Annotated in this window: 18 protein-coding genes and 1 riboswitch; of the genes, 4 read left to right on the top strand and 14 right to left on the bottom strand. The window is 41.5% G+C overall.

Going from position 1 to position 16,431, the window contains the following annotated elements:
• Positions 1 to 4: 4 nt before the first annotated feature.
• From essA to CRO17_RS10760, 5 genes are all read right to left on the bottom strand, one after another.
• Complete coding sequence (gene essA / locus CRO17_RS10740) at positions 5 to 502, bottom strand: type VII secretion protein EssA (protein WP_097042098.1); 498 nt, start codon at positions 500 to 502, stop codon at positions 5 to 7.
• Positions 477 to 4,064: a type VII secretion protein EsaA gene (gene esaA / locus CRO17_RS10745; protein ID WP_097042100.1), complete on the bottom strand. Its 3,588-nt coding sequence runs from the start codon at positions 4,062 to 4,064 to the stop codon at positions 477 to 479. Before esaA ends, essA begins: the two co-directional genes overlap by 26 nt.
• Before the next feature lie 182 nt (positions 4,065 to 4,246).
• Positions 4,247 to 4,543, bottom strand: a complete 297-nt coding sequence (locus CRO17_RS10750; protein ID WP_097042102.1) for a WXG100 family type VII secretion target — start codon at positions 4,541 to 4,543, stop codon at positions 4,247 to 4,249.
• A 301-nt stretch (positions 4,544 to 4,844) separates the two neighbouring features.
• Complete coding sequence (locus CRO17_RS10755; RefSeq protein WP_097042103.1) at positions 4,845 to 5,159, bottom strand: DMT family transporter; 315 nt, start codon at positions 5,157 to 5,159, stop codon at positions 4,845 to 4,847.
• Entirely contained in the window at positions 5,159 to 5,497 is a 339-nt protein-coding gene (locus CRO17_RS10760) for a DMT family transporter (RefSeq protein WP_097042105.1), read from the bottom strand. The genes CRO17_RS10755 and CRO17_RS10760 overlap by 1 nt, the downstream gene beginning before the upstream one ends.
• 39 nt (positions 5,498 to 5,536) lie before the next feature.
• Positions 5,537 to 5,633, bottom strand: a riboswitch (guanidine-I (ykkC/yxkD leader).
• Between the two features lie 94 nt (positions 5,634 to 5,727).
• On the opposite strand from CRO17_RS10760, the gene CRO17_RS10765 reads away from it, so the two are divergent.
• Positions 5,728 to 6,489: an arylamine N-acetyltransferase family protein gene (locus CRO17_RS10765; protein WP_097042106.1), complete on the top strand. Its 762-nt coding sequence runs from the start codon at positions 5,728 to 5,730 to the stop codon at positions 6,487 to 6,489.
• A 265-nt stretch (positions 6,490 to 6,754) separates the two neighbouring features.
• Here CRO17_RS10765 and CRO17_RS10770 read toward each other — a convergent pair whose 3' ends face one another.
• The 4 genes from CRO17_RS10770 to CRO17_RS10785 all read right to left on the bottom strand — a co-directional run bounded on the left by CRO17_RS10770 (position 6,755) and on the right by CRO17_RS10785 (position 9,100).
• On the bottom strand, positions 6,755 to 7,048 hold the full coding sequence (locus tag CRO17_RS10770; protein WP_097042108.1) for a putative quinol monooxygenase: 294 nt from the start codon (positions 7,046 to 7,048) through the stop codon (positions 6,755 to 6,757).
• Positions 7,049 to 7,060: 12 nt separating this feature from the next.
• Entirely contained in the window at positions 7,061 to 7,705 is a 645-nt protein-coding gene (locus CRO17_RS10775) for a nitroreductase family protein (protein ID WP_097042110.1), read from the bottom strand.
• Complete coding sequence (locus tag CRO17_RS10780) at positions 7,702 to 8,157, bottom strand: MarR family winged helix-turn-helix transcriptional regulator (RefSeq protein WP_097042112.1); 456 nt, start codon at positions 8,155 to 8,157, stop codon at positions 7,702 to 7,704. Before CRO17_RS10780 ends, CRO17_RS10775 begins: the two co-directional genes overlap by 4 nt.
• A 118-nt stretch (positions 8,158 to 8,275) precedes the next feature.
• Positions 8,276 to 9,100: an SDR family oxidoreductase gene (locus tag CRO17_RS10785; protein WP_097042114.1), complete on the bottom strand. Its 825-nt coding sequence runs from the start codon at positions 9,098 to 9,100 to the stop codon at positions 8,276 to 8,278.
• Positions 9,101 to 9,314: 214 nt separating this feature from the next.
• On the opposite strand from CRO17_RS10785, the gene CRO17_RS10790 reads away from it, so the two are divergent.
• Entirely contained in the window at positions 9,315 to 10,343 is a 1,029-nt protein-coding gene (locus CRO17_RS10790) for a tetratricopeptide repeat protein (protein WP_097042116.1), read from the top strand.
• Here CRO17_RS10790 and CRO17_RS10795 read toward each other — a convergent pair.
• Positions 10,340 to 10,951: a cell wall hydrolase gene (locus CRO17_RS10795; RefSeq protein WP_097042118.1), complete on the bottom strand. Its 612-nt coding sequence runs from the start codon at positions 10,949 to 10,951 to the stop codon at positions 10,340 to 10,342. The two genes, CRO17_RS10790 and CRO17_RS10795, sit on opposite strands and share 4 nt — an antisense overlap.
• A 230-nt stretch (positions 10,952 to 11,181) precedes the next feature.
• Between CRO17_RS10795 and CRO17_RS17300 the strand changes: the two genes are divergently transcribed.
• The gene (locus CRO17_RS17300) at positions 11,182 to 11,451 is read left to right on the top strand and encodes a hypothetical protein (protein WP_143596016.1); all 270 of its coding nucleotides are present in this window, start codon (positions 11,182 to 11,184) and stop codon (positions 11,449 to 11,451) included.
• Between the two features lie 77 nt (positions 11,452 to 11,528).
• The gene (locus CRO17_RS17355) at positions 11,529 to 11,681 is read left to right on the top strand and encodes a DUF4021 domain-containing protein (RefSeq protein ID WP_143596017.1); all 153 of its coding nucleotides are present in this window, start codon (positions 11,529 to 11,531) and stop codon (positions 11,679 to 11,681) included.
• A 458-nt stretch (positions 11,682 to 12,139) separates the two neighbouring features.
• Here the strand turns inward: CRO17_RS17355 and CRO17_RS10805 are convergent, their stop codons facing one another.
• The 4 genes from CRO17_RS10805 to CRO17_RS10820 form a co-directional block, all read right to left on the bottom strand.
• Positions 12,140 to 12,511: a DUF2513 domain-containing protein gene (locus CRO17_RS10805; RefSeq protein ID WP_179636973.1), complete on the bottom strand. Its 372-nt coding sequence runs from the start codon at positions 12,509 to 12,511 to the stop codon at positions 12,140 to 12,142.
• 93 nt (positions 12,512 to 12,604) lie between these two features.
• On the bottom strand, positions 12,605 to 13,684 hold the full coding sequence (locus CRO17_RS10810) for an ABC transporter ATP-binding protein (protein ID WP_097042121.1): 1,080 nt from the start codon (positions 13,682 to 13,684) through the stop codon (positions 12,605 to 12,607).
• On the bottom strand, positions 13,681 to 15,387 hold the full coding sequence (locus CRO17_RS10815) for an ABC transporter permease (protein WP_097042123.1): 1,707 nt from the start codon (positions 15,385 to 15,387) through the stop codon (positions 13,681 to 13,683). The genes CRO17_RS10810 and CRO17_RS10815 overlap by 4 nt, the downstream gene beginning before the upstream one ends.
• Before the next feature lie 18 nt (positions 15,388 to 15,405).
• On the bottom strand, positions 15,406 to 16,419 hold the full coding sequence (locus CRO17_RS10820) for an ABC transporter substrate-binding protein (protein ID WP_097042124.1): 1,014 nt from the start codon (positions 16,417 to 16,419) through the stop codon (positions 15,406 to 15,408).
• Positions 16,420 to 16,431 lie beyond the last annotated feature (12 nt).

A 16,431-nucleotide genomic window follows, 5' to 3' on the forward strand; every position in this document is an offset into this window, starting at 1 on the left:
TCTCCTAGTCTAATAATTTTCTCATCAGCATGTACAAACCAACACACAGTACCAGCGCAATTCCGATTAAGAAGATTAAAACACCTTTACCGGAGTCCTCTTTTGTTTCATCTGATTCTTGCAGCACAGTCGCTGCCTCAGAAGTATAGTCTGAAGTAAATAACGAATCCTGCACTTGTTCATTACGTGTTGGTGCATCAATGTCAAGTGTGAATATAGTATCTTGCAAGTCTTCCAATTCTGATTTTTGCTTTTCGGATTTTTGCTGAATTTCTTCAGTTGTGTCCGATTTAAATAGATTTGGAAATTTCTTTTCCTTTTCTGTTTCTTTATTCTCCGTTACTGCATTCTTGTCTTTTTGGATACGGTCGATTTGTAAATCCAGGCTTCCATTTTCATTTTTATCTTCAGAATGAGATTCTGCTGATACTTCCAATGGAAGTATCAGCAGAAAGATAATGATTATGAACGCCAAATCAAACCGTTTCTTTTTGGTCTTCATCGGCAATATCTACTCCTTTGTCCGTTTGACTGAACACCAGCAGATTCACAAATGCCCCTGCTGCTGCGGCAACAATCAAAATGAATATTGCAGCTGTATAGTTGACGGAACCTTCTACAATACGCAGCATAAATGTTTCCATGTACTGCAAAGGAGAAAACTTCTCAATAGATGGGAAAGCAGTGCTTGCTGTTCCGATTGCATCCGTAAAGAACAGATACAAACTGAATATCGCCAGCAGGATAAACATGCCGATCATTCTCAGCTGTCTCAGCAAGTACGTTGCTGCAAGCAGCATAGCTGTAATAAGAAACGCCATAACAGCCGTTATTTGCAGCTTGTTCATATCATCGATAGGCAAGTAATAACTTGATACGATACCGATAACAATACCTTCTAGCAAACCAAGACCGGCGCTAATAATAGTAATTGGTACATTCTGTGCAAATAGGGAGCTTTCTGATGCAAATTGATCATTTTGTTTACGCTTCATATGCAATGTTGAAATAACATAAGCTGTAAACAAGACAACAATAAAGCTGATCAGCACGAGATAATAAGGCGTAAAGACCGTTTCACTTTGTGCTGCTATCGTACCCTCATTACTAGTTTGAACAGGATTGGACAGGAATTCATATAGATTTTCGTTCTGTCTTTCCCCTACTCGGCTATTTTCCAATACCTCTGTAAAGTTCTCTGTAAAGTTACGGTCATCCGATAGTTTATCGGTCATATTGGATGCAAGCTTTTCCGCCTCACTCACTAATGTAGTACCACTTTCTTCGATTTGTTGAGCTTGTGTATCGATACTCTCAAAAGTGTCATAAACCTGTTCGGCTGTATTTGTATTATGCTGAGCCTGTTCGGCCAAAGCTTGACTTGATGTTAACAGCGGCTGGAACTCACTATTAAGCGTAAGAACTGCTTCCTGCTCGCCCTGTGCGTTTGTTTGAATCTCTGCCTGCTGCTCAAGCAGCGCCAGCATTTGATCCCGCCATGCTGCTACATCCTCTAATGTCTGATTAACACTTTGGTTCAAGACTGCAGCTTGTTCGTTGGTGGCAGCAACTCGATTCGTCAGCGTATCAGCATTTGCAATCGTCTGCTGCAGCTGTTCTTGATAATTGCTAACTTGCAGACGGAATGTTTCAGTCGGTGTACGCAGCTGTTCTGCTACACTGCCCGTGATTTGACCTGTCATATAGTCTGTTAGCAGTTGTTTTATGTCTTTTTTATTAAACAAGGAGTGAAGTGAATCTGGCGTCGAAAGACTAGCTAAAGACTTTTTATCGAAACCTTTAGGAAGCTCATGCAGACCAAAGCCGTAATAGCTTTCGTACAGTGCTCCTAACTCTTGATAACCAGAGACAGAATTCGTCACCGTTTTCACTAACGTTCCTGCTGTTTTATCTAAATCTTCAACAGATGTGCTAATTTCATGCTTGATAACGTTATTTTCAATATAAAGCTTCTCTGGCTCTTGTTCTTCTTTGTCTTCTTCAGGTTTTTCAGTACCTGAATCTTCTTTGTCTTCCTCAGGATTAGCCGTTCCCGGACCCTCACCTGCATCACCATCATCATTCGGTTTATCTTCACCAGACGGACCATCAGGTTGTTCACTTTCATCATTGCCTGGCCCATCTTCTGGTGTGTCTTTGTTTCCTTGGTCTGCTTCTCCATCATTGTTTGGTTCTTTTTCTGTATCCAGATTCGGTTCTGTTCCTCCATCCTCTTTAGATGGCGTAGTAGAGTTCGTGTTATCCTCTGCTTTGCCATCCTCAGCGTTTAAATTTGTTTCTGCATTGATATTTAAAGAGGCGAGCAGTTTTCCAGAAGTGGGTGCATATGCTAATTCGTCTGGCTTGTCCACATCTTTAATATCTTTTTGCTCTAACTCCCAGCTCCAATTGATAGGTTTAAATACATCAAAGTTTTCTGCTTTTTCCTTCTTTAGTGTGAGGTTAACTTTGAACTCGCCCTCATGGTTTGCTGGCAGCTTAACTTTTCCTTCTTCAACAATTTTAGTTGTATAGTCTTGCTCCCCTTCACCTGGAAGCTGGAGTTTCAGATTTTCAATGCTGAATCCTTTAGGTTTATTTAAACTGAAGATTTGGCCTTCCTTTTTATTTTCCGGCAGGATCACTGTATCTGTTACCTGCACTCCATCCTCCGTTAACCTTTCATTCAAGCGATTGAATTCGTCTTTTAAAGTATCAGAATCAGGGTTATAACTCATATTATTTTCGGACAAATACTTGTTTGTTGTTGCAATCACATTCGTAATTTCTTGAACAGTGTAATTGCCTTCTTCTGGTAACCCTACGTCCTGAAAGTCTTCCGGATCCATAGAAGGAAGTTTTCTAATAGCTGTTTCAATCTTATCCTTCGCTACCCTATTGGGATTATCGAAAAGTCTATTAACAATATCCAGGCTCGAATCTTCTTCCAATTCATTCACAATCGTGTTATTGACTCTTTCACCGATCTTAGCTCGGAATTGTTCGTTGCTTTCTGTTAAATAGGCATCAATGTCTTGCTGTAAAGCTGCCACTCTTTCAGATGATTGCTGCAGCTGCTGTTTTAATGATACAGATCCGGAATAGATGTTAGCTGTATTGAGCGATGTGACAGGTCTGCGCATCACTGATGTATTTGCAGCATTTTCACGATTGGCCGCAAATTGTTGATTGATGGCCTCATTTGTAGCTGCCAGCTGGTCGAGCTGCTGCTCTACCTCTGCAGAAGTGAGCCCTTCGCTAAATTGCGCCATCTGTTCTTGGAAGGTTGCCAGATTTGTCGTGTTTGACTCTTTTAATTTCGCTACTTCGTCTAGTTGATTAACAAAATCTGTTCCTGTTTGTGATTCATCTACTAACTGTTCTTCATAAGAAGCTAATAAATCTTCGAAACTTGTAAAGCTCTCTTTGGAAGCTTTTGTATTGCTCTTCACTCTATTAAATTGATCTGTATAACCTGATAGCGGCTGATATACTTTCGAATTATAGGAATTCGTATATACTGCCTGTCGGTTCACCATTTGCCCGATGCTATCTTGCGCATTTTGCAGATTACCGATGATGCTGGCAAAATAAACGTCAATGATTTGACGGTTAAAGTCATTCAAGATATCACTTGCTGTCTTTTCTGCCTGCTGCTTTATTTGAGGAGATTCTGATGCATTAACCTTATATTGAAGCACTACTCGCTCCGGAGCTTCAGCTGTTATGTTTAACGATTTTTCTGAGAAGTCATTGGGAATTACAATCATCATGTCATATGTATTATTCTTCAAGCCGCTTTCTGCAACTCCCCGACTTACAACAAACCATTCGTTATTTTCGTTCTCACTTACCGAACTGACAAAGGCATCTCCAAAGGCTAGTTCGGTTCCATTAAAAGTAGATCCCTTATCCTCATTAACGAGTGCGATAGACATATTTTGTGTTTTCGGCTGTTCTGCAGTCTTGGTCGTTTCCTGGTGAAGCGTTAGGTAAGATAAACCAGACGCCAGCAATACAATCAATACTAGAAACAAAATCCATCTTTTATCAAACTTCTTCAATGTATTTTCAACTCCTGGTGTCTCCAGTTTGTATATTTTGTTATTGTTTTAAAAAAACACTAAGTAAAACAGCATGGTCCATTATGACCTGTCTTTCTACATTAATTGGGCTGCATAACGCATGCGTCATGCAGCCCAATCTGTCGTCTCATGCGACGGTTACGCAGCAGCCAGATGGGTGCTTATCTGAAACCGAAGTTTTGTGCTAGTGCTTGGTCTTGCTCTTGTACGGCTTGCGCTGTTTTTTCCAACTGAGCTTGGATATCAAGCATAAGCTGAGAGAATTCTTGAACTTTTGGTCTTAGCTGAACGAATTGATCATCAAAGCGATCGAATGCTCTACCTTCCCACTCTGTGCGAAGTTGGTCTTGCAAGTTAGATAGGGTGTTTAGAACATCATCGATTCGTTGAGAACTAGTACCATATGTTTTTGCGTGGTTTTGTAATTGCTCTGGGGTCATGCGAATTTGTCCAGACATTTACTCAGCTCCTTTATTTTTTTTACAGAAGGTTGTATCTATTCCAATAAATGTATACCCTTCACCTTCACATTTAAATCCTAAAGAAAGTAAAAATTAAAGTCAACGAAGTATGAAACGATTTCCAGAAATTGATTAGTAAGTCACAATTTTCGCTAGGATTATATCCCGGTTATTGTAATAGACTAATAACCACCCACTATAATAGTCTTATAAAATGGTAAAATGAGGTATTTTGTCGAATCGTGGGTATCAGTATAGTTTTCATAAAAAAGAGCGTGCATAAACACACCCACGCTACTTAAGCAATCAATTTCAATCCAACTGCAGCTGCCAATATCATCGCAATACAGATAATCCTCTTCCAATCTTTCGACTCCCGAAAGAAAAGCATTCCAACAATAGCACCTCCTGCAGTTCCGATTCCCGTCCAAATCGCATAAGCGGTTCCCATTGGAAGAGAAGCCATACTATAGGATAAGCATCCAAAGCTCCCTGCAAACCCCAGTATGAACAAACTTATATTAGCTGCAGTTGGTTTATCATTTACTTTATTAATCATGGTAACGCCAAATACTTCGAATAAACCTGCGATAATTAGTACAATCCAAGCCATCACATACTCTCCTCCTTCCGGTTATCTCCAGTTACAAGTTTGAGTCCAATCACTCCTGCCAGCAGCAAGGTAATCAATACTACTTTTGCAAGCCGAAATGGTTCCCCAAAGAAGAGCATATCAGCGATAACTGTACCAGTTGATCCAATACCAACAAAAAGGGCGTAAACCGTACCGACAGGCAGATGCTTACTCGCCTGCATCATTAAATAAAAACTGAGTAAAATACAAACAACCGTACCAGTCCATTCCCAAAAGTTACTCGCATGCTTCAAGCCAATCACCCACAGAACTTCAATAATACCGGCCAGCAGGACATACAACCATTGTTTTGTCATCATCATTTCCTCCAATCAAAAAAGCCTGGGAGAATTGTCATCTCCCAGGCTTTTATCCTTCCGTGTCACAGCAGAACTGTGTGTTTTCTCTCGGACCAGGCCAGCTTGCTGCTGCGGAACCCTAGAAAACTATCTCCATATTTATTTCTGTAAGTATAAAGGGTTAACGAGCAGGATGCAAGCATTCAAAGATCAGAATCTTTATAATAAGGTTAGAAGGAAGTGTATGTATGCAATTATTTAAAGCACTACTGGAACAACGGATTGGATTAACGGAAGAAGTAACTCTTGCTTCCATGCCGATTTTTCTTGAAAAATTTTCACAAGCAATACCATTTGAGAACTTACGTATAATAAACCAACAGGCAAGCCCGCTTACAAAAACAGATTTGCACAAAAAGATTCTTTTGCGAAATGAAGGCGGCGTTTGTTATGAATTAAATTCACTCCTTTACTATTACCTACTAGAAGAGGGATGGAGTGTTACCATGCTGACAGCCTGCATCTATAACCAGCAGGAAAATGTATGGAGTGCAACCGGGAACACCCATGTGATTATCCTTTTAGAGCATTACGGAAAGAAATATATCGTAGATGCAGGATTTGGAGCGAATATTCCTCTTGCTCCTGTCCCATTAGATGGACAAACAGTCTCAACTCCTAATGGTCAATTTCGGATCAAACAGAAAGATATGTTTTCTATTCTTGAATTAAAATTATCAAATCGTGATTATGAGTGGCGTACAGGTTATCGTTTTTTAGAGGCAAACAAAATTACCGATTTAAAACAATTAAATCATATTCAGAAAATAATCGAGACTGATGCTGCTTCACCTTTCAATAAGTCTCCTTTACTTACGAAACGGACAACAGCTGGATCCTCTACTTTAACGCCAAATTCGTTTTCCGAATGGAACAATGGTGCAGCTGTTAAACAGACAATTAATGAAGAAACGTATTATATGTTACTAAACGCTAAGTTTAATATGTAATTCCCGCCGCAGACAATGCGGCTTTCCTTATTGTTTACAGCACACACAACTTTCACCCTCGCATAATCCCCCGACCCGATCACATTCTAAGTGAAACAAAAAAGGGTCGGGCATACAGCAGTTGCATTAGCGAACGAAAAAGACTGATAGGTACAGGCTAGTACTAATTTCTCGGTTTAATTGTGATTCTTAACAACAAGTATGAATAATTCTGTAACACTGCACACAAATAAAAAGGGATGACCGCAGCGGTCATCCCTTTTTATTAATTTACTTTCTCACCTTGGTAAACATCTACATCTAATGGTGCGCTTAGCATTTCTTTTGCAGCTGCACTGAATTTTTGGAAGTGGCTGCTGCTGTTATGTGCTTGTACAGCGTCCATGTCTTTCCAGTTTTCAACCATGATAAGGCTGTTTGCATCTTTCGGATCTTGGTATAAATCATAGCTATTGTTGCCTGCTTCTGCACGGCTTCCTTCTACAACAGCATCGATTTCTTTAAGAAATTCTTCTTTCTTTTCAGGTTTTACTGCCATTCTGGCATGAATAATAATCATATCTATCTCTCCTTATTTCCATTCTGTAATTTGTTCTACCGGAAAACGGTAAGATTGATGGCCATTGTCCAGTGCTTTACCAATTGATAAAAGCATTACTGGCGCATAGCGATTCTTATCCAGGTCAAATGCTTCCGCTATCTTATCTTTCTCAAACCCGCCAATTGGATTCGTATCGTATCCATAAGCTTTGGCTGTCAGCATGATTTGCATCGCTACAAGACCGCTATCAATCAAGACAGTTTCGCGCTTTCCTTGTTCTGAAATACCTGATAGTAAGTTGCGGATAGCAGGCACTTGCTGATCTCTCACATCCTGTGGCATCATGCCAAGTTCAACTGCTTTCCCATAAATCTCTTCCAGATAATCAAGATTCTGCAAGTCGCCAAATACTGCAATGACTGCAGAAGATGATTCTACTTGCCGCTGATTAAACCATGCCAGCGGTGCAAGCTTTGCTTTTGCCTCTGGACTTTCAATGATAACAAATCGCCACGGCTGTAAGTTAGTAGAAGATGGTGCTTTTGTTGCAGCTGTAAGTATTTCGGTCATTTCTTCTTTGCTGATTTTAACATTTTTGTCATAGCGGCGTATAGAGCGGCGGTCATGTAAGACTTGCAAAAACGCCTCTTTATTATAAGTTGATGCCTGGTTCATTTTTCTCCCCCTAGGTCCTGTTTCGTGACACGTGAGACATTGTCACTGACTTTGTTTATCATGTACAGGAATTGCTTCAATTCCTCTTCTGAAAAATCAGCCAGTGTCTCTTCTATAAATTGACCTTTTTCTTGATAAGATTCCTTTATATGGCGCTTGGCTGTATCATCCAGCTTTACCCATGTAGCTCGCTGATCATCTGCTTTCTTGTAGCGAACAATCGTACCGGCAGCTTCTAGTTGTTTCAAATGTCTGGTCACAGCTGCGGCATCGATATTAACTTCCTTTTGTAAAGCAGATTGAGGTATTTCTTCATGCTGCAGCAAGTAATGAAGTATCTCCACTCGGGAAGTACTAGCACCGAAGCATGTCTCAAATTTTGAGCACAGGTCCTTATTTACTGCCTGCAGCTGTAAAAAAATCTGTAAACGGACAGAACAAGAATCATCCATTGGCAAAATCCTTCCCATAAAATTGATGCATCAATTATTGATAGGTCAATGATATAACTTAAATGTCTTACTGTCAACGAGCTTGCTCAATAAAAAGAGTGATGTATATACACCACCCTTAATCGGTCGTTTCCTTCCAGCTGTCGTCCATCACCATTTTACCTGGCCATGTGTAAGCAGTCAGTCCGCCATCTACAACTAGATCCTGACCAGTGATGTAGGAACTGTCATCGGAAACAAGGAACAGTACTGCTTTAGCAATTTCCTCCGGTGCACCAAGTCTGCCCATCGGGGCCAGCCATTTGTTCGCTTTACGGAATTCCTTACCTTGCTCTTCCGCTTTTGAACCAGACAACTCATCGATTAATGGTGTTTCAATCGTACCTGGTGAAACAGAGTTTGCCCGGATGCCTAGTCTGCCATAATCAATAGCTGTCGCTTTCGTGAAATTGATGATACCGCCTTTGGCAGCATTATAGCCAGAACGGTCCAGATCAGCAAAGCTACCGCTCATGGACGCATTGTTCACGATTGCTCCCTTACCATTCTCCAGCATGAGCGGTATGAGGAACTTACTCATTAAGAACGTACCGCGCAAATCTGTTTTTTGAATCGAATCAAATAATTCAATCGGATATTCATGCACCTTGCCGCCTTCTTGATCAATACCAGCATTGTTGAAAAGTACATCTACTTTACCGTACTTTTCTTTGACGGTGCTGACAAATTCCTGCACACTATTTTCGTCAGATACATCTACTTTAAAAGCCTCTGCTTGTCCACCATCTTTTTGGATAGAATCCGTCAGTTCCGTTAACTCCCCCTGCTTCACATCAGCTACGAGTACTGCAGCACCTTCTTTTGCAAATAAAGAAGCAGTTGCTCTGCCAATGCCAGTTGCTCCGCCGGTAACGACTGCAACACGATTATCTAATTTACCCATGTCTAAAACTCCTTTGCCATTATACTCTCTGTATTGTTTTACCAACTTCGCATAAAACGAAACATTTACAGAATGAGCAGTTTAAGCTTGGAATACTTTCGACAAAATCCATCAATTTCTTCCTTAATATGTATATTATTGCCGTTTAATCTGCTAAAATAAAGGCAGATATCCGAACAATTTTCTTGTATTTTAAGAGAAAGGACTGGAATACGTGCAAATCATTTTGAAAGACAGTTTTCACAATTTGCTAGTCAAGTGGTACGAACATGTAAAATTACATGATACAGCTGAGGCATTAACACTTCGTAATATGCTTGAGGAGCTGCCAAAGTCTGAAAGCGAGTGGATGCTGTTTCGCTTATTTGAAGTGAAGCATCTGCTGCAAAACCATTACATAGCACAAGCAAAAAGGATAATGAAATCCATATGTGTATCGGAATTAGATGATAAATATTTGTTTTATTATTGTCTTTTTCAATCTGATATTTTTCTTTTAGATGGCGAACATAAGAAAGCAATTTGCACTTTGGAAAAAGCGGAAAATTATGTGGCGGCTGTAGAAGAGGATGACACTGCGGAACTGCATTACAAGCTTGGAACCAATTTTCACTATCTTGGCATAACACCTCTTGCAAAGCTGCATTTTGAACAGGCATTTCGATTATTCAGCAAGGACAATACTTCTTTAGTACGTAAATCACATGCACTCATGGGAATGGGACTTACTTCACTAAATGCTGGAGAAGAAAAAGATGCAGAAAAATATCTTCTGCTTGCAACAAAAATAGCTGAAAAGTTAAAACATAAGCAATCACTTGCTTCTGTCTACCATAATCTTGGCGCGCTATTTCTTCATCAAAACAGAACTGCAGACGCACTTTTTTATCTGGAAAAGGTTAATGAACTTGCAGACTCTTCCCTCCTTATTGCAAATGATTATTTGCGCACAGAGGCTTATATGAAACAAGGAAATCACCAGAAGGCTTATCAGTCTTTTGAACACGGATTCCAATTATGCAAACAGGAAAACAGTAAAGATTATCTTTGGCGTTTCGCTATGCTAGTGAAAAAGTTTGATGATCCAGAGGGCTTTCGTGTATTAGTTGAACCCAGCATGTCCCAGCTCCAAGGAGCAAGACATGAACATGCGACGGAGCGCTTCCGCCACTTGCTGACTGCATACTTTACAGAAAACGAGCAATTCGACCAAGCAGTTAAAATTCAACTCGCTACCTGTTAGCGGTAAAATACATGGTTTCCGATTTGCTTCACTTGCTCTTGTGTATCGGCTATCCAATTTGTTGTAGCAGTTTTTGGATTCATGAACCAAACAATATTATTCATATTATCTTTTTGAATTAGTGCATCAGCTACAGCTTGTTCTGTCTCTTCTGTTGGTTCACTCTTCCAAATAACACCAGTCATTACTGGCTGAAACTGCCCCTCTTGCATAATGACATCATGAATGGTATCCGGAAACTCTTCGCTTTCTATCCGATTCAAGACTACTGTCGCAACTGCTACTTTACCTGGATAGTCTTCCCCGCTCGTCTCTGCTTGTACTAATCTTTGCAAAAGATGAATGTCTTCTGCGCTGTATTGTTTTTGTTTAAACGTTACCTTGTTCAATTCAGATCTTTGCTTCTCTTGTTCTGATAAGACAAGGGAAGCTGGTCCTTCTACTGTATGCAAGTTTTTTTCATTTAAGGAAGGCTGTATTCTTTCATCTGCGTAGACTTTTGCTGGATATACACCTTGCTTCATATTTTGCATCGGCAAATAAAGCAATAGAACTAAGTTACTTATGACAAAGAAGATTAATAAGGAATGTGAGAGTATTTTTTGCATAATCCAGTCCTTTACTATGTTTATGTAAGTTAAAATTCAATCCATTAACGCTTAATACCCACTCATATCTAATGACAAACATTTACTTGCTATGGCTAGTGTATGTGACAATTGTGAAAACTAATCCTGTCAATTGCTTTCTAACTTGGAATTCTTTTCACTTCCTCAAGTTACTTGCCCATCCTTCACTGGACGATTGTGCATACAGTAAAGAGATAGGAGGAATGAACATGAGCTATACACATTACCCGTGTCATCCAGCACAGACAGCATACACAAACGCCTATGCGCGAAATAATGGGGAAGATCAGCGATTTGGGTTTGCCTTCATCCCATTTCTTGGCGGTCTTGCTGGCGGGCTTCTAGGCAGTGCTTTCGTAAATGGCCCTGGATATGGTTACAAATACAGCAACCCTTATCCGGTACCTTATCCAGTCCCTTATGCCTATCCAGCACCGTACCCTTACGGCAGCTACTATTATCCAGGGCGGCCGCGTTAATATAGATGGGCAGCTATTGCTGTCCTTACATATTTTCTGACGAAATAGCCACACTATTAGTCAGGAGGTGGCTTTATATGCAGCAAAAGCAAACAAAACCTGTTCAGCGTGATGAAGCAGCAGAAGCAATCGGACTGGATCAGAACGAGCAAGCAATGAATGGGGAGTACGGTCATCCGGAAACAGAATATGAAAACAATGTCCATAAACAAGAGAAAACACAGCGATAACAGCTGTGTTTCTTTTTGGATTATATAAATTTAGAAGCGATATAAGTAACAACAAACCATACTGCGAGCGCCACAACAATACCTAGCAAAAATCCTCTAATAAATGAATACCGACTGCGCACGTACTAGCACCTCTTTTAGCTTTTAAGCCTAGTCTGCACATTCTTACATCTTTTTATAAGTACGCAGTCTGTTTCAAGCTTACTTTTTAATAGCGGTTGAATTAGTCTTTGCATTAACTTTCGCTGCCTGCTGCTGCTTCTGATAATCTTCTTTAAATTTTTCCTTTGCCGCAGAATAGATGCAGAACATGCCCGACCCTCCTCTTTTATTTGTTACTTCTGTTTTGCCAATTTGCTGATTATTAAAACTCGTTTTTTTAACTTTTTTAAGCAGTATGCAAAATATTTTCTCAGGTGTCAGCTGATTAGAATTACCCTTCTAACCAGCAACCTATTTTATTCAGCAGCATAGTATGCCTCAGCCGCTTTCGCCGCCTGCTTCCTTAACACGGAAAACGGCATACTGCCCTTCTCTCTTTTCAGGTTTACTACTAATTGCTGCCATATTGCTTCTTCACGAATACTGTCCAGCAGTTCGTGTCCATCCCAGGTTAGGCCGTAAATGAGCAGTTCCTCTTCTTCCTCTTCCTCATCAAGCACCGTTTCCAGTTTGATTAACTTCGCTTCCTTCATCAGCTGCAAATGATATTTCATTTCCTCTTCTGTATAATCATCCTCCTCTGTCACCTCCAGTGCAAAGCCGCCCTCCGTGTATTCCGATTCTATATCCAATAGGAGGTCTCTGATAATACTCATATCTCGCTTCATGCGCATCACCTCTATCCCTTATTTCTGCCTGGAAAGGTTTATTCCTTCAAAAAAAACTTCCTTTCAGAAGGAAGTGAAGGAAGTCTCGCTTTACTATGTTATTTCTAACATCGTTGGTTCAGTGGAAGAAGCAGCATGCTGTCCCTTAACTTGCAGCGCGACATGATCGCCTTCCCGCCAAGCTGGAAGAGAAATGGGGAGAGAAGCTTGATATTCCATGTCGCCAACTTGAATGACGTAATGCCTTTCTGTTCCTTGAAATTGGCTGAGTGTAATCTGGCCCGGCAGTCCCTCCTCTTCGGCGGATAAAAGCTCCCATTGCTCTGGTCTGACCGGGAATACGTGCTGCTGCTTCAGCTGCTCTGCTACACCTGCCTCTTTCCAGCAAAGATTCGTGTCAGCTGGCGTAAAGATATCTCCTTTCCAGCTGCCTTTAACAAGATTCGCTTTTCCAACAAAAGTCGCCACGAAGGTTGTTTCAGGACGCTGATATATAACTTCTGGTTTGTCTGCTTGCTCTATGCGTCCTTGCTGCATGACTAGCACTCGATCGGCCATTGCCAGTGCTTCTGCCTGATCATGTGTAACATATATAATCGTGGCACCCAGCTTCCGATGAATCTGCTTAATTTCTTTCCGCATACTGATGCGCAGTTCAGCATCCAATGCACTGAGCGGTTCATCCATAAGCAAGATATCCGGTTCTGGCGCAATGGCCCTTGCCAGCGCCACACGCTGCTGCTGTCCGCCAGAAAGTGCAGCAGGATATCTTTTTCGAAAAGCTTCCATGCCGACCAGCTGCAGCACCTCTGTCACTCTGCTTTCCTGTTCATTTGCTGTACTTTTATTAGAGAACCGGTGATTTTTTAATGCAAAGCGGACGTGCTCTTCGACGTTCATATGCGGCCATAGTGCAAATGACTGAAAAACCATGCCTATATTTCGTTTTTCCGGTTTGCTCGATTTTCGCGGATTAGCCACTTCTTTTTCACCAAACTGGATGGTGCCGACTGTTGGATTCATAAAGCCTGCCAGCAAGCGAAGCAACGTTGTCTTACCACAGCCTGAAGGGCCAAGAATAGCTAAAAATTCACCATCTTGTATAGTCAAATCAACTTCGTGCAAAGCAGTTGTATCACCATATCGTTTTTCAATGCCTTGTAATGCTATCATACTTTTCTCCCCTTTTGTTTCCATTTATGCTGTATGAACAAGTAGCCCAATGCGCCTAGCAGTATTGCCAGCACAATGAGGGATGAGAAAGCGGTAGAATACGTACTGTAGCCTGCTTGTTCGAAGCTGAAGATAATTACACCTACTGTTTCAGAACCACTCGACCAAAGCATGCTCGAGACCGTTAGTTCTGTTAATGCTGTCAGAAAGACAAGCAGTGCACCACTAATGACGCCAGGCAAAATGAGCGGCAGTAAAATTTGCTTCCACCGAACAAAAGAACTTGCGCCATTTGTTCTTGCCGCTTCTTCCATCCGCTTATCCAGCTGAGAAAATGCTGTATAGCTGCCGCGGAATTGCAGCACAAAGAAACGTGTGATGTAAGCAATCAATATAATGGCCGGTGTTCCGTACACGCCTGGATACCAGCCGGGAAGCGGCTGCATCCACATGAGGATAATACAAAGTGCCAATACTGTACCTGGAAGTGCATAAGGCATCGTGATGATTGCTTCCATTATCTTTGGCAGCTTTCCTTGATTTCTAGCGCGGTAATAAGCGAAAAACGTACCGAAGAGGAGACAGACAGCCGCGGTGACTCCACCGAGCAGGATGCTGTTACGAAGGGATCGAATCACTTTTTCATCTTCAAATAAAATATAATGATAGTTTCCAAATGATAAATTCTTCCATGTTAAATCCACACCATAGGCTTGTACCAGACTGACTGTTCCCATTGCCAAGAATGGAACAAGACTTGTTCCAAGCAGAAAAATCCAAAGGAGCATCTGTAAACTTTTCCGCCTGATTGGCGTTAAGTGGATGCGCGGTGCATGATCAGCTACTGTTGTTTCGGTTACGTTACTTTTTCGTAACAGCCATACTTGAATGAAGGTTACAGCTATTGCGAGCAACCCAAGCAGAACAGACAGAACTGCAGCTCGACTAAAAGCACTTGGTCCATAGCCAATTACTTGCTCGTAAATATATGTACTAAGTACTCGAATATTAGCCGGGATGCCGAGAAAAGCGGGTACTCCAAAATTATCGAGATTTGATAAAAACGCCAGCAGTCCGCCGCTCAATATGCCGGGAAGAGCCATCGGCAGAATAATCCTCCGCCAGCACGCAAACCGAGATGCACCAGAAACCATGGCAGCTAATTCTGCGTCACGAGGAATTCTCCTAAGCACTTGCACTGTCATTAAATAGACAAGCGGATAATGTGAAATACCTAGTACAAAGATGATGCCGCCTACACTATATAATTCCGGCCGCATCCAATCCGGCAGTCCTCCAAGCGGTCCAGAAGCACTTAAAAACTGCACCCACGCAAGGGTTGTAATATAAGATGGAATAATAAAAGGCAAAAAGATAAGCAGCTGCATGACCGATTTGCCCCGCACGTTTGTATACGCCATAATTGCAGCCATTGTTACGCCAAGGACCATTGATAATGCTGTGCTGCCAGCCACAATGCCAATCGTATTCCAAAGTGTTTTCCACGTAACAGCATCCTGCAGCACCTCTGTATAGGCACTGACGGAAAGACTCTCACCGGAAGTAAAACTCATCATAATGAGACGGATGATTGGTAATAGAAAAAAGAAGATGAGCATTAAAATACCGATGAGACGAGGCAGCTTCTGGAGGGAAGCATGCCTGCCTTTCTCAAGATGTTCTGGTTTCATTGTTAATTGCATACGTCGCCCTCCATCTGCTTATTTCCCGAACAAGTCTTCGAATTGCTGTTTGTCTTTGTTTCGGGAACTGTACAATTCTTCTGTATCTGCTTGCAGCACCTTCATTTCATCATAGGTTTTCAACCCTTCTGGCGCATCAATTCCCTCTCTAATCGGCGTATACCCAAGTTCTGTTGCAAGTTTTTGTCCATCTTCAGATAATACATAATCTACAAATGCTTCGGCAGCGGCGGCATTGTCGGTATTCTTCGTGATGCCAATCGGCTCAGTTATAACCGGCACCCCTTCCTCCGGATACACAAGTTCAACAGGAGAACCATCTGCTTTCGCTCTGGCTGCAAGGAAATCAACGATAACACCATACTGTTTCTCGCCAGAAGCAACAGATTTCAATACATCTCCATTCCCTTTGACTACTGTCGTGTCTTGCTTCTTCAGCTTTTCATAAAACTCCCAGCCAAAGTTATCTTGTCTAGTCAAGACTCCAAGATTATAAGCAGCTGCACCAGAGTAGAGGGGACTTGGCATAACCGTTTTGCCGCTTGCGTCCGTTAGTGCTTCCCAGCTCTTCGGTGTCTCTCCTTGTTCTGTATTCGTTACGATACCAGTTGCCATAATCTTTGTACCTGTATAATAGTGATCTTTATCCTCAAAATCATCCGGGACTGCATCCAGTTCACCTGATTCATAAGCTTGCAGCATATCCTGCTCCTTCAAATCTTCAAACGTTACACTGTCTGCTACAAGCAGCACGTCAGCTTGTACATCCCCAGCCATCTTTTCTGCATTCAATTTAGAGATAACCTCTTCTGTACCAGATCGGTATGTTTCCACATTTACATCCGGATATTTTTTCTCGAATCCTTCTACTAGTTTCTGTGCATCCGCATCTGGCTGTGACGTATAAAAGCTAAGTGTTCCTGCAACCTCACCATCTGCTGCACTTGTACTGCCGCCCGTTTCTTCTTGTCCGCAAGCTGTTAATGCCAGCAATGCAGCACTGGCAATAACAACCATCCATTTTCGTTTCATATGAATTTCTCC

The sequence above is a fragment of the Terribacillus aidingensis genome, from assembly GCF_900215625.1.
Lineage (GTDB): Bacteria > Bacillota > Bacilli > Bacillales > Amphibacillaceae > Terribacillus > Terribacillus aidingensis.

Coding starts and splice junctions, on each gene's coding strand:
- essA (WP_097042098.1), bottom strand. CDS start 502: ATGAAGACCAAAAAGAAACGGTTTGATTTGGCGTTCATAATCATTATC.
- CRO17_RS10750 (WP_097042102.1), bottom strand. CDS start 4,543: ATGTCTGGACAAATTCGCATGACCCCAGAGCAATTACAAAACCACGCA.
- CRO17_RS10755 (WP_097042103.1), bottom strand. CDS start 5,159: ATGGCTTGGATTGTACTAATTATCGCAGGTTTATTCGAAGTATTTGGC.
- CRO17_RS10760 (WP_097042105.1), bottom strand. CDS start 5,497: ATGACAAAACAATGGTTGTATGTCCTGCTGGCCGGTATTATTGAAGTT.
- CRO17_RS10765 (WP_097042106.1), top strand. CDS start 5,728: ATGCAATTATTTAAAGCACTACTGGAACAACGGATTGGATTAACGGAA.
- CRO17_RS10770 (WP_097042108.1), bottom strand. CDS start 7,048: ATGATTATTATTCATGCCAGAATGGCAGTAAAACCTGAAAAGAAAGAA.
- CRO17_RS10775 (WP_097042110.1), bottom strand. CDS start 7,705: ATGAACCAGGCATCAACTTATAATAAAGAGGCGTTTTTGCAAGTCTTA.
- CRO17_RS10780 (WP_097042112.1), bottom strand. CDS start 8,157: ATGGATGATTCTTGTTCTGTCCGTTTACAGATTTTTTTACAGCTGCAG.
- CRO17_RS10785 (WP_097042114.1), bottom strand. CDS start 9,100: ATGGGTAAATTAGATAATCGTGTTGCAGTCGTTACCGGCGGAGCAACT.
- CRO17_RS10795 (WP_097042118.1), bottom strand. CDS start 10,951: ATGCAAAAAATACTCTCACATTCCTTATTAATCTTCTTTGTCATAAGT.
- CRO17_RS17300 (WP_143596016.1), top strand. CDS start 11,182: ATGAGCTATACACATTACCCGTGTCATCCAGCACAGACAGCATACACA.
- CRO17_RS17355 (WP_143596017.1), top strand. CDS start 11,529: ATGCAGCAAAAGCAAACAAAACCTGTTCAGCGTGATGAAGCAGCAGAA.
- CRO17_RS10805 (WP_179636973.1), bottom strand. CDS start 12,511: ATGAAGCGAGATATGAGTATTATCAGAGACCTCCTATTGGATATAGAA.
- CRO17_RS10810 (WP_097042121.1), bottom strand. CDS start 13,684: ATGATAGCATTACAAGGCATTGAAAAACGATATGGTGATACAACTGCT.
- CRO17_RS10815 (WP_097042123.1), bottom strand. CDS start 15,387: ATGCAATTAACAATGAAACCAGAACATCTTGAGAAAGGCAGGCATGCT.
- CRO17_RS10820 (WP_097042124.1), bottom strand. CDS start 16,419: ATGAAACGAAAATGGATGGTTGTTATTGCCAGTGCTGCATTGCTGGCA.